Genomic DNA, 11,506 nt, shown 5'->3' with positions numbered 1-11,506 from the left:
GAATAACATAAGAAAAATTCTGCCTTGTAATCACAACATTTATCCAGCGCTATATCTGATCACATACTTAACAGAATTGGTATGATTTATGATTTCGCGCTTTACCTTCGGTGTCGAATGGGTATCATGCTAACAACAATAAATAAGGACTGATAATCGAACATGCAGTGGTTTAAACAGTTTTCGCTGGTAGCAGCCATCGTTATTGTATGCAGTAGTTTAAGTGCATGCTCTAGTTGGGTCTACCGCATCAATATTCCCCAGGGAAACTTTCTAGAACAATCCGACGTTGATAAATTACGTGTTGATATGACCCGCGAGCAAGTGCTTTACGTGCTTGGTAAGCCTGTTGCACAGGATGCTTTCGACAAGGATACCTGGTATTACCTTTATGTTTTCAACCTTGACCGCCAGTCCGAACAACGCAAACAGCTGAAGCTGCAATTTGCCAACGAGCGCCTGGTGAGCATCAGCTCGGAAGATTACGAGCAACCAGAAGACTTTAATACTCCGCTTGAACAATAGCGAACTGATTTAAAAAACGCAGCCCAGGCTGCGTTTTTTTTATGCTCAAGCTATTATCTTAACCCTTTAACCTTAGTCACCGCTTTTCACCTTGGCGCCAGTGATTTTATTGGCTCGGCCTTCTTCTTTGGCTTTTTCTGCGCGTTTACGGCGCGCCTCTTTAGGATCGGCAATAAGTGGACGGTAAATCTCTACCCTGTCACCGGCCTTAAGCTCGGTATCCAGCTTGCAGGTGCGGTTCCAAATACCCAGGGTCAGGTTTTTCATATCAATTTCCGGGCACTTTTCCACTATTCCCGATTTCAATACCGCTTCTTCGGCTGTGCTGCCCTTGGGCACTTCAACACTGAGCACGGTTGCTTTATCGGGCAAGGCAAAGACCACTTCAACTTCTATCATTAACGCTCTCCGTACACCACTTTGGCGCGCTGGGTAAAAGCCTGCACCATGTTTTTCGCGACCTCATTAAAGACGCGACCAAAGGCCATTTCCACCAACTTGCTGGCAAACTCGAATTCCAATTTAAGGCTCACCTTGCAGGCATGCTCATCCAGGGGCATAAACTGCCAATGACCATGCAAATGCTTAAAGGGGCCATCCACCAAAGCCAGGGCTATGGTGTGCTGCTCGGCATCAAGCGTGTTTTCGGTGGTAAACCACTTTTTTAGTCCGGCCTTGGATATTTCCAGTCCGGCGCGCATATGATTTTGCTGCTGTGCAAACACCTTGGCGTCACTGCAATGGGGTAAAAACTCCGGGTATGCATCGACATCATTGACCAGGTCGAACATTTCCTTGCTGCTATACATCACCAGCGCTGATTTTTCTATTTGTGGCATAACCTCTCCTCACAACAGCGCAATTCTAGCAAGCTTTAGGGCCAGCCCCAAGGGGCATTCGCAAGGCAGCTGTATAGGGTTAATATCAGACCCCGCATCAAGCTCCAAGCAGGTAATAAAAAACTGGTGTAAATACACATACAATCAGTATAATGGCGCCACTATGGCAAAGAAAAAAACAGCAAAATCGACCTCAAATACCATCGCGCTTAACAAAAAAGCGCGTCATGAGTATTTTTTACACGATAAATTCGAGGCCGGCCTTGAGCTTCAAGGCTGGGAAGTGAAAAGTATTCGCGCCGGTAAGGTAAATATCTCCGAAACCTATATTCATATAAAGAACGGGGAAGCCTACCTATTGGGGAGCCAAATCCAACCCCTGAACAGCGCCTCAACCCATACCATTTGCGATCCCATGCGCTATCGCAAGTTGCTTTTAAATAAGCGTGAAATTGACCGGCTGATCGGCGCTACCGAGCGCGAAGGTTACTCTTTAATTGCCACCGCCATGTATTGGAAAAAATGCTGGGTGAAATTGGAGTTTTACCTCGCCAAGGGTAAAAAGATGCACGATAAGCGTGCCGATACCAAAGAAAAGGACTGGGCCCGCGAAAAAGAGCGAACCCTAAAGCACAAGGCAAAATAAAGCGAACCCAGGTTCGCTTTTTTTATGCCCCTTACCTGCCAACCTGTCTAGAGCCATTGCCTAGAGCCACAACCTAGTAACAAAATATTGCATTCCCCTCGCCTGTAGCGCCCACAAGCGCCGCCCTTTCTGCCTTTCCCCCGTAATCGTAAAATAATCTACACGCTTTTTTACAGATTCAACCAAAAGGTGCATTGCTTTATCCTTGTTAACAATGTTAATTCTATGTTTCTACTAAATTTCTACTACACTCCTACGTGGATATTTAGCAGTAGATAATTATGACAATGAAAAATCCCCACAGGGATAATAATAAGGATTTCAGGATGAGAAAGTTCACACCCAGTGCTCTTGGCACGGCACTCACCTTGGCTTTAGGCACCGGCGCGCTATCCGTGTCTATTCAGGCCCAAGCCGAAGAGGCAACCACAGAAAAAGTCGAACGCATCGAAGTTACCGGCTCACGTATTAAACGTACCGATATGGAAGGCCCTTCACCGGTACAAAGTATCGGCAAAGAAGACATTGCCAATATGGGTTACGACAACCTGCAACAGCTGCTAGAGCGTATGCCAGTTGCCGGTAATGGTACCTTCTCGACCCGCGGCAATAACCAGGATTCAACCGCCAATGGTGGTGCCGCGGTGAGCTTACGTGGTCTGGGCCCAGATGCGACCTTGGTGCTGATCAATGGTCGCCGCGTTGCTATCAGTGCCTTCGCCGAGAGCATTACCAACTCTTTCGTTGATATCAACTCGATCCCAGTGTCGGCCATCGAGCGCATCGATATCTTAAAAGACGGCGCCTCGGCCATTTATGGTTCCGATGCGGTGGCCGGCGTAGTCAACGTGGTCCTGAAAAAGGACATCGAAGGCATAGAGGTCAACCTCGGCTATGGTGGAACCACGGGACCAAACCATGAAGAAACCACCGCCAGTGTGGTCTGGGGTACCACCAGCGCCAAAGGCAGCGCCTCGGTTATTCTCGATTACTTCAAAAACACCGGCCTTGAATCCGATGAAATGGGCTCCTTAGGCACGGCCAACCAATCACCTTACGGTGGTATGGATTTTCGCTCATCACGCGGTTTTCCGGGTTACTTCTACGTCGATGGCGTGAAAACCATTGACCCAGATTGCCCAGCCGACAGCGCCACCGCCAGCGGTAGCTGTTTATTCGATTACGGCCCTTATGGCTTTATTACCCCGCCTGCCGAGCGAGTGGGTGCCATCGCCCAATTCGATTATAAATTCGATAACGATATCACCGCCTTTATGGAAATCGCCGCCCAGCACAACTCCTCTAAAGCCGCTGGTGCACCCACGCCATTAGATGAAGATGCGGGCCTAACGGTTCCAGGTAGCCACCCAAATAACCCATTTGGTCAAGACATTGAGATCGGTCGTTACCGTACCGTAGATGCCGGACCGCGCCGCTGGGATATAGAATCAGACACCCTGCGCCTAGTTGCAGGTCTGCGCGGTGAAATCAACGACTGGGGCTGGGAAGTAGCAGCACAAAAAGGTCGCAGTAAGTCCGAGCAAAGCGGTGATCGCTCCATGGGTTGGGTTCGTGTTGACTTCCTACAGCAGGAAATCGATGCCGGTAACTATAACCCCTTCGGCGGTGTACAGAACTCAGCTGAAGTTATCGACCGTATCACCACCAGCCTGGTACGTCGCGGTGAGTCGCATATGACTTCATTCGATGCCAGCATCAGCGGTGAAGCCTTTGAGTTTAACGAGCAGACGGTAATGATGGCGGCAGGCCTTGAGTACCGTGAAGAAGACGTCAGCGACGTACCGGATGATCAATTCCAGCGCGGCTTGATCTTCGGCACCGAGTCGGTATCAGCAGCAGCGAAACGCGACCAGTGGGCAGCCTATGTGGAATTCTCAATTCCGCTAAGCGATCAGCTTGAGCTACAACTTGCTGGTCGTCACGATGACTACAGCGACTTTGGTTCAACAACTAACCCGAAAGTCGCCTTTAAATGGGCACCAAACGGCGAGTTCTCTTTACGTGGCTCATGGGCTCAGGGTTTCCGAGCGCCATCATTGGCACAAATTGGCTTAGGTCCATCGGAAGAGAGCCAATTCTTCGTTGATACCTATCGTTGTCAGGCCACGGGCCAAGACTGTGACTTACTTGACTACAACATCGAGTTTGCCGGTAACCCGGATCTGGAAGCGGAAGAGTCGGAATCTTGGAACCTAGGTGCTATTTGGGCGCCTGTTAACGAGTTCGGACTTTCAGTAGATATCTGGAGCATAGAGCAAGACAATAAGATTGACGAGCAAGACTTCGGTAGTGTTTACAACACTCACTGTAACGACCAAAACAGCACTGTGTGTGTTCGCCTTCCTCCTGCTGCAGGCCAAAGCCTGGGCGTGATCCAACAGGTGCATAGCACGTTTGAAAACGTCTCCTCGCAAGAAGCCTCGGGTATCGATATATCCACCAACTATAAGATGGATATGGACGACATGGGTCTGCTCAAGTTCAACCTTGAGTGGTCATATATGCACGAGTTCAACAAAGATGGCCGTGAATATATTGGCGAGTACGAGTACCCGCGTCACCGTGGTTTATTCGCCACCAACTGGGAGTTCCAGGACTTCAATGTCAACATGAACATCAGTTACGTCGGCTCGTTTGAAGATACTCCTGATATCGATTTCGACGGTGCCCTTGATTTTGACACCCAGAAATCACGTGACGTTGACTCGCACACCCTGGTAGATATTCAAGGTGCTTATAACTTCAATGACGATATTCGTATCTCTGTGGGCATGAACAACGTCTTCGACGAAGAGCCACCGTTCGCTATTGGTGATGGCGATTCCGACCTTTACGGTTATGTATCATCGGTACACAACCCCCGTGGTCGTTATATCTACACCAACCTGACATGGCGCTTTAACTAATACGCCAAACACGACAAAGGCCGCTAAATAGCGGCCTTTTTATTTGCGTTGTGATACCTGAGCTAGTTAGCCGTAGGTATATGAAGCTTGAATACCCAGCGGAATACCCAGACCCCAATAAGCCAGTAAGAACAGGCTCCAGCCTACGAGGAAAGCGATGGAGTAAGGCAGCATCATGGCAATCAGAGTACCTATACCTGTGTTTTTAACATACTTCTGACAGTAGACCACTACCAGCGGGAAGTAAGGCATCAGCGGAGTAATGATGTTAGAGCTGGAATCCCCGACGCGATAAGCGGCCTGAGTTAAGTCCGGAGAAATATTCAGCTGCATCAGCATAGGCACAAAAATAGGTCCTAGCAGTGCCCATTTCGCCGAGCTTGAGCCTACAAACAGGTTTACAAAGGCGGTTAAGAAGATGATACCGACTATGGTCACCCCACTTGGCAGCGACATAGACTTAAGTACCGCAGCCCCTTCAATGGCTAACAAGGCGCCGAGATTCGACTGCGCAAAGGCGGCAATAAACAAGGCACAGAAAAACGCCATAACTATATAGTAGGCCATGCCTTCCATGGACTTGGTCATGGCCATAATCATGTCTTTGGAGCTCTTAAAGGTACCGGCAACAAAGCCGTAGACCGCTCCGGGTATCCAGAACAGCAAGAAAATTAGCGGCACTATGGATTGCATAATCGGCGCACTAAAATCCGCCAGATTGCCATTTTTGGCACGCAGCGGTGACGTATCTAAGCTCGCGACATAGGCTAACAAGGCCAAGCCGGCCAGCATAACGCCGGTGGCGATTAAAAAGGCTTTCTTTTCTTTACCCGTGGCCTGATCAAAGGCGGGCAGTTCATCGGTATTACCGTCCACTTCTGAGCTTTTCAGACGCGGCTCAATAATTTTGTCGGTGATATACCAACCCACCAGCACGATAAAAATGCTCGACAGTGAGGTGAAGTAATAATTGTTAAGCGGGTTCACTTCCATACTCGGGTCGATGATCTGCGCCGCACTTTGGGTAAAGCTTTGCAGTAAGGGATCTATGCCCGATGGAATAAAGTTGGCGCTAAAGCCGCCACTTACCCCGGCGAAAGCCGCGGCAATACCCGCCAAGGGATGACGCCCCATGGCATAGAAGATCACCCCGGCAAGCGGTATTACCAGCACATACCCGGCATCTGTGGCTGTGTGCGAAACAATACCCACCAAGATCACCATGGGCGTCAGCAGCGCCTTAGGTGTGCGTTTAAGCATTAACTTAATGCCGGTATTGATATAACCGGAATGCTCGGCCACACCCACACCCAGCATGGCCACCAGTACCACGCCTAAGGGTGCAAAACTGGTAAAGGTTGTAACCATGGAAGCCAAAAAGCCCGCCAAGGCCTGGCCAGTAAGCAGATTATTCACCACTATGGGGGCTTTAGTGCGTGGGTCGATAACATCAAAGGTCACGCCCGAGAAGGCCCAGGATAAAACCCAGATAAGTAACATAGCGAAGAGGAAGATCATCGCCGGATCCGGCAGTTTATTCCCCACTCGCTCTATGGTGTTAAGGAAGCGCGCGATTGCGCCGCCTGGTGCAGCTCCTTGCTGGTCACCGTTATTATTATTCATATTGTGACTCCTAATACCAATTCACTTAACAGAATTGGTATAACCTAAAAACAGTCACTCGGGCACTGGGCCCGAGTGAATAACAACAAGCAGCCTACTTGAAAATTAACATAAAGGCTACATGCTAAAGCATTAGAACGAACTAATGCCTGTAAACTAGAAATCCTTGGCTCTTAGCTGGCCAGGGCTTTCACCTGCTCCCAGATCACCACTACATGGTCGCGATCTGTGTCGGTTAATTCGCCATTATGATAGGCCTTAACCAGGCTCTGCTCGATTTGCTCGTTTAGCTCCTGTGGGCTTAGAGCCAGGTTTTCTACTTGGGCATAGCCCACGGCCAAATCAAAGTGACCGCGCAAATAGCCGCCGGCAAAAAGCTGGTCGTCATCGGCATGCTCAACCAGGTCGTCAAAAAAACGCTGTGCCGCGTCTACATAGTTTGAATAAGGCATTACTGCTCCTCATTGTGGCCCACGGCATAGAGCACGTGGTCATTAAAACCTGTGGTTACTTGGATATAACCGGATAATTCGTCGTCCAGGGCACTGTCGCCGGTATCACAAATCAGTGGCCGACCTTCAAGGGCCTGTAGCTTGCTCTTGGTCGCCACCACGATAATATTCTCTTTGCCTATGGCGCGAATAAGCGCCGGGCTCAATTGCTGGTTGCCGCGACCAAATAGGTGACCTTGACCACCTATCAGGGTGATCACCAGCTTAGTCGGCTGGTCTTTACAGGCCTCGAGCAACTGCTGCGCCGTCATATCCCGGCCAATTAATTCCTGGTCTTTTACCAGGTCAACGCCAAGCAGGGTGTTGTCCAGGCCCATTTCTTCCATTACCGCGGCCACGGTTGAGCCGGAGCCAATAATATATTGCCAGTCTTCATCCATTTCGCTGACCACATAGGCGGCGATATCGGCAAGCACCAGCTCGTCTACTTCTTTGCCAGCGCCGTTTTTCACCGCCTGCACATAACGCAACTCGCTTGGCACCCGCAGCTCGCCATAGCGCTTGGCGCGCACCGCTCCGGCCCTAAAAGCATCTTCGTCTATATCCATCACATCGCTTTCACTGAGGGTGACCAGTTCGCCCTTGACCAGCATTTCCACCACACGGCCTGCCGCTTTGGGGGTGATGGCATAGACGCCGGAGTGAATTTTACAACCGGCGGGAATGCCCAAGGCAGGTACTCGCTCACCAATGGCATGACAAAGATTGCGCGCGGTGCCATCACCGCCGGCAAACAAAATAAGGTCAACGCCCTGCTCACAAAGCAACTGCGCCGCATGCTCTGTGTCCTGTGCCGTAGTTGGGCTGGCACTGTGATACACCACCTCAACATTAAAGCCAAGATCGCGGGCCACCTGCTCCCCCATGCCGCCATTGACGGTATAGATGGTTAAATTCTCTTGATAAGGCACCAGTTGCTCAAGCGCCGCGCGAGCACGCAGATGCGCTTTGGGCTCGGCCCCAAGGGCCATGGCTTTGGCCGCGGTATCGGCACCATCACTGCCCTTTAGAGCCACCGCGCCTCCCAGGCCGGCTACAGGATTGATAATAAAACCCAGCTTAAACTGCATAATCTAGTTCCTTTGGAGGTTGCCATTGTAGCTGCTCTCGGCGCAGCGGATAAGCTTGACCATAATGCTGTGCCAGCGCCTTAAGCAATTGCTCAGTGCGGCCGTTAAAGCCCTGCTCTATCAGGGTCTGGAGTTTATCATAGACCCGCTTTTGAAAGGAGAAGCGACAGGTCTGCTCACCGCCAAGATTATCGGCGGAGACGTTAAAGGTAAATCCGGCGGCCAAACACAGCGCCCATTCAATGGCCTGTGGGTGCACTTCGACACTTTCAAACTCATGTTGCTGCGCCTTATCCCGGCCGTCGGGGCAATACCAGTAGCCATAATCTTCCAATTGACGGCGGCGCTCTCCGGCCACCAGCCAATGGGCTATTTCATGCAGGGCACTGGCATAGAAACCGTGGGCGAAAACGATGCGATGAAAGTCGCACTCGTCATCGGCGGGCAGATAAATAGGCTCAATATCGCCTCGTACCAAGCGGGTGTTATGGCTCGCAAAAAATGTGCGCTCAAAGAGCGTGATGAGTTCGTCAACCTGATGCATAACTAAGGGAAAATCTAAAACACAGCGCGATTGTACGGGCTTTGGTCGCTAAAGTAAAAACGCAGCCCAGGGGCTACGCTTTTTGTTAGGCTCTTTGCCCCGGGATGGGCCCATGCTCAAGTTGCACATCAGGGTTTTGCCCCCTTTGACGCAACAGATGATCCATCAGGGTGATGGCCATCATGGCCTCGGCAATGGGAATGGCACGAATGCCGACACAGGGGTCATGGCGACCCTTGGTGATCATCTCCACCGCTTCATTGCTGGTGTTGATACTCTGCCCCACCACGGTAATGCTGGAGGTTGGTTTAAGGGCAATACTGGCAACAATATCCTGGCCGGTGGAAATGCCCGCGAGCACGCCGCCGGCATGGTTAGAGGTAAAACCTTCGGGAGTCAGCTCATCGCGATGCTCCGAGCCCTTTTGTTCGACTACCGCAAAGCCGTCGCCGATTTCCACGCCTTTAACTGCATTGATGCTCATCAGCGAATGAGCCAGTTCCGCATCGAGGCGGTCAAACACAGGCTCACCCAAACCAACGGGAACGCCACTGGCAACCACCTTGACCTTGGCGCCGATAGAGTCGCCTTGTTTTTTCAAATCGCGCATATATTCGTCCAGAGCATCAAGCTTGCTGCTATCTGGGAAGAAAAACGCATTTTGCTCGACCTGTGCCCAGTCATACTGCTCGGCCTTAATGGGGCCAAGCTGTGACAAACAGGCTTTGACTTCTATACCATGGAATTGCTTAAGGTATTTTTTGGCAATAGCACCGGCGGCCACACGAATCGCGGTTTCCCGTGCCGATGAGCGGCCACCACCACGATAGTCACGAATACCGTATTTGTGCCAATAGGTGTAATCACCATGACCAGGACGAAACACGTCTTTGATCTTGCTGTAGTCTTTGGAGCGCTGATCTGTGTTTTCAATCAACAAACCTATGCTGGTACCCGTGGTTTGTCCTTCAAACACGCCGGAGAGGATCTTCACTTTATCCTCTTCACGACGCGCCGTGGTGTAGCGACTTTGTCCCGGTTTACGGCGGTCTAAATCGCCCTGTAAATCCGCTTCATCAAGCTCTAAACCGGCGGGACAACCATCGACCACCCCACCCAAGGCGGGGCCGTGGCTCTCACCAAATGTGGACACCCGAAACAGCTGCCCGATACTATTACCTGCCATATTTCATCCTCATTCCAAATGGCGCGAAAAGTCAGCGAGTCTTATTGCCCAAAGTAAGCGTCAAGATCCGCTTTCGAAATCATAAATACCCCAAGGCCACCGTGTTCAAATTCTAACCAGGTAAAGGGCGCATCGGGGTAAAGCATATCCATATGTACCATAGAGTTGCCTACTTCAACAAATAACAAGCCCTGCTCGGTCAAATGGGCAGAAGCCTTGGCCAGTAACTCACGGGTTACATCCAAGCCGTCTTCACCAGAGGCCAGACCCAGCTCGGGCTCGTGATGAAATTCTTCTGGCAAGTCAGCCATGTCTTCGGCGTCCACATAAGGCGGGTTAGCAACGATAAGATCGTATTTTTCATCGCCGACGCCACTAAAGACATCAGACAGAATCGGCATGACTCTATCCTCTAACTGGTAATCCTGAATATTGATGTCGGCCACAGCTAAGGCATCCGGGGAAATATCCACAGCATCCACCAAGGCATTGTCAAAGGCCTGCGCAAGGGCAATGGCAATACAACCTGAGCCGGTACACATATCCAGTACGCGGGTGATCTGCTCAGGGTGTTGAATCCAAGGAGAGAATTGCTCACTGATCAGCTCGGCAAAAGGCGAACGCGGCACCAGCACTCGCTCGTCGACATAAAACGGCATGCCAGCGAAGTAGCCTTGATTAGTCAAATAGGCCACAGGCGTACGCTCATTAATGCGTCTGGCGATAAGCGCACTCAAATGTGCTTTTTCGGTGCTGGTCAGGCGACTGCCAAGCAGGTTTTGCGGCGCATCCATAGGCAAGTGCAGTGAAGGTAAAATAAGTGCCACCGCTTCATCCCAGGCATTGTCTGTACCATGGCCAAAGTAAATACCATGGGCGCTAAATTGACTGGTGGTCCAGCGTAGCCAATCACTAACGCTATGCAATTCCTGCTGAGCTTCTTGCAGTTCAGCGTCGCTAATAAGGTTTTCGTTCATATTCTGTTGCTAGTTCAGCTAATAATGTCGCCATTGTAGCGTGTTTAGCGCTAGGTTTTTACGCTTTTTTTGGCTAAAATCTCGGCCATGAAAAAACACCAATCTCCGAGTTCGGACAACGCCGAACTATCACAAGACGACATCGATTTATTTCGCCAAAGCATAGGCACGACCAAGCGGGTGAAAAACGACACAGTGCGTCTGACAAGCGGGCAAAAAAAGCACATAGGCGAGCGCCAACAGGTGCAGCGCCAAAGCAAAACCGAATTCTACTTTTCCGATGAGTACATTCCCGATATAGATACCCAGGGTACGGTCAGCTATGTCAAAGAAGGTGAAGACAGATATCTGGCTAAACAGTTACGTCGCGGGGATTATGCACCTGAGCTTATCCTGGATTGCCACGGCATGAGCAAGGAAACGGTGAAGCTGGAACTGGCGGCGCTGATCAGTGCCTGCAAAAAGCAGCATGTGTCCTGCGCCTGTGTGGTACATGGCATTGGCGAGCGCATTTTAAAGCACAAGGTACCTCAATATCTTGTGCAGCATCCGGATATTATTGCCATGCACCAGGCGCCGCTGGAATACGGTGGCAAGGGTGCCTTATTAATTTTGATTGACCTACCCGTGGATATCAGTCCACTGCTGTAGTGCCCT

Annotated in this window: 12 protein-coding genes; 4 read left to right on the top strand and 8 right to left on the bottom strand. The window is 50.6% G+C overall.

What is annotated here, in order from left to right; genetic code table 11:
- Positions 1 to 162 precede the first annotated feature (162 nt).
- Positions 163 to 525 carry an outer membrane protein assembly factor BamE gene (locus C2M17_RS12190; protein WP_105201027.1) on the top strand — a complete coding sequence of 121 codons (363 nt, stop codon included), beginning with the start codon at positions 163 to 165 and terminating at the stop codon, positions 523 to 525.
- Positions 526 to 597: 72 nt separating this feature from the next.
- On the opposite strand, the gene C2M17_RS12185 is transcribed toward C2M17_RS12190, so the two are convergent.
- Positions 598 to 924: an RnfH family protein gene (locus C2M17_RS12185; RefSeq protein WP_105201026.1), complete on the bottom strand. Its 327-nt coding sequence runs from the start codon at positions 922 to 924 to the stop codon at positions 598 to 600.
- Complete coding sequence (locus C2M17_RS12180) at positions 924 to 1,364, bottom strand: type II toxin-antitoxin system RatA family toxin (protein ID WP_105201025.1); 441 nt, start codon at positions 1,362 to 1,364, stop codon at positions 924 to 926. Before C2M17_RS12180 ends, C2M17_RS12185 begins: the two co-directional genes overlap by 1 nt.
- A 163-nt stretch (positions 1,365 to 1,527) precedes the next feature.
- Here C2M17_RS12180 and smpB point away from each other — a divergent pair, with 163 nt between their 5' ends.
- Positions 1,528 to 2,010, top strand: coding sequence for an SsrA-binding protein SmpB (gene smpB / locus C2M17_RS12175; protein WP_105201024.1), 483 nt, complete (start codon positions 1,528 to 1,530; stop codon positions 2,008 to 2,010).
- Between the two features lie 326 nt (positions 2,011 to 2,336).
- Positions 2,337 to 4,937, top strand: a complete 2,601-nt coding sequence (locus C2M17_RS12170) for a TonB-dependent receptor plug domain-containing protein (protein WP_105201023.1) — start codon at positions 2,337 to 2,339, stop codon at positions 4,935 to 4,937.
- A gap of 66 nt (positions 4,938 to 5,003) precedes the next feature.
- On the opposite strand, the gene C2M17_RS12165 is transcribed toward C2M17_RS12170, so the two are convergent.
- The 6 genes from C2M17_RS12165 to prmB all read right to left on the bottom strand — a co-directional run bounded on the left by C2M17_RS12165 (position 5,004) and on the right by prmB (position 10,849).
- Positions 5,004 to 6,560 (bottom strand): AbgT family transporter, encoded by a 1,557-nt coding sequence (locus C2M17_RS12165; RefSeq protein WP_105201022.1) that lies wholly within the window; start codon positions 6,558 to 6,560, stop codon positions 5,004 to 5,006.
- A gap of 173 nt (positions 6,561 to 6,733) precedes the next feature.
- Positions 6,734 to 7,012: a YfcL family protein gene (locus C2M17_RS12160; protein WP_105201021.1), complete on the bottom strand. Its 279-nt coding sequence runs from the start codon at positions 7,010 to 7,012 to the stop codon at positions 6,734 to 6,736.
- Positions 7,012 to 8,142 (bottom strand): ATP-NAD kinase family protein, encoded by a 1,131-nt coding sequence (locus C2M17_RS12155; protein WP_105201020.1) that lies wholly within the window; start codon positions 8,140 to 8,142, stop codon positions 7,012 to 7,014. The genes C2M17_RS12160 and C2M17_RS12155 overlap by 1 nt, the downstream gene beginning before the upstream one ends.
- Complete coding sequence (locus C2M17_RS12150; RefSeq protein ID WP_105201019.1) at positions 8,132 to 8,686, bottom strand: elongation factor P hydroxylase; 555 nt, start codon at positions 8,684 to 8,686, stop codon at positions 8,132 to 8,134. The genes C2M17_RS12155 and C2M17_RS12150 overlap by 11 nt, the downstream gene beginning before the upstream one ends.
- Positions 8,687 to 8,771: 85 nt before the next feature.
- On the bottom strand, positions 8,772 to 9,872 hold the full coding sequence (gene aroC, locus C2M17_RS12145) for a chorismate synthase (protein WP_105201018.1): 1,101 nt from the start codon (positions 9,870 to 9,872) through the stop codon (positions 8,772 to 8,774).
- A gap of 41 nt (positions 9,873 to 9,913) precedes the next feature.
- Complete coding sequence (prmB, locus tag C2M17_RS12140) at positions 9,914 to 10,849, bottom strand: 50S ribosomal protein L3 N(5)-glutamine methyltransferase (protein WP_105201017.1); 936 nt, start codon at positions 10,847 to 10,849, stop codon at positions 9,914 to 9,916.
- Between the two features lie 87 nt (positions 10,850 to 10,936).
- Here prmB and smrB point away from each other — a divergent pair, with 87 nt between their 5' ends.
- Complete coding sequence (gene smrB, locus C2M17_RS12135) at positions 10,937 to 11,500, top strand: endonuclease SmrB (RefSeq protein WP_105201016.1); 564 nt, start codon at positions 10,937 to 10,939, stop codon at positions 11,498 to 11,500.
- Positions 11,501 to 11,506: the final 6 nt, after the last annotated feature.

The sequence above is a fragment of the Pseudoalteromonas sp. T1lg10 genome, from assembly GCF_002964545.1.
In the GTDB taxonomy this organism is placed as follows: domain Bacteria; phylum Pseudomonadota; class Gammaproteobacteria; order Enterobacterales; family Alteromonadaceae; genus Pseudoalteromonas.
Note: the sequence above shows the minus strand (reverse complement) of the source record. Positions and strands in the feature narration are given on the sequence as shown.

Excerpts from the sequence above, each read along its gene's own strand:
- C2M17_RS12190 (WP_105201027.1), top strand. The coding sequence starts at position 163 with ATGCAGTGGTTTAAACAGTTTTCGCTGGTAGCAGCCATCGTTATTGTA.
- C2M17_RS12185 (WP_105201026.1), bottom strand. The coding sequence starts at position 924 with ATGATAGAAGTTGAAGTGGTCTTTGCCTTGCCCGATAAAGCAACCGTG.
- C2M17_RS12180 (WP_105201025.1), bottom strand. The coding sequence starts at position 1,364 with ATGCCACAAATAGAAAAATCAGCGCTGGTGATGTATAGCAGCAAGGAA.
- smpB (WP_105201024.1), top strand. The coding sequence starts at position 1,528 with ATGGCAAAGAAAAAAACAGCAAAATCGACCTCAAATACCATCGCGCTT.
- C2M17_RS12170 (WP_105201023.1), top strand. The coding sequence starts at position 2,337 with ATGAGAAAGTTCACACCCAGTGCTCTTGGCACGGCACTCACCTTGGCT.
- C2M17_RS12165 (WP_105201022.1), bottom strand. The coding sequence starts at position 6,560 with ATGAATAATAATAACGGTGACCAGCAAGGAGCTGCACCAGGCGGCGCA.
- C2M17_RS12160 (WP_105201021.1), bottom strand. The coding sequence starts at position 7,012 with ATGCCTTATTCAAACTATGTAGACGCGGCACAGCGTTTTTTTGACGAC.
- C2M17_RS12155 (WP_105201020.1), bottom strand. The coding sequence starts at position 8,142 with ATGCAGTTTAAGCTGGGTTTTATTATCAATCCTGTAGCCGGCCTGGGA.
- C2M17_RS12150 (WP_105201019.1), bottom strand. The coding sequence starts at position 8,686 with ATGCATCAGGTTGACGAACTCATCACGCTCTTTGAGCGCACATTTTTT.
- aroC (WP_105201018.1), bottom strand. The coding sequence starts at position 9,872 with ATGGCAGGTAATAGTATCGGGCAGCTGTTTCGGGTGTCCACATTTGGT.
- prmB (WP_105201017.1), bottom strand. The coding sequence starts at position 10,849 with ATGAACGAAAACCTTATTAGCGACGCTGAACTGCAAGAAGCTCAGCAG.
- smrB (WP_105201016.1), top strand. The coding sequence starts at position 10,937 with ATGAAAAAACACCAATCTCCGAGTTCGGACAACGCCGAACTATCACAA.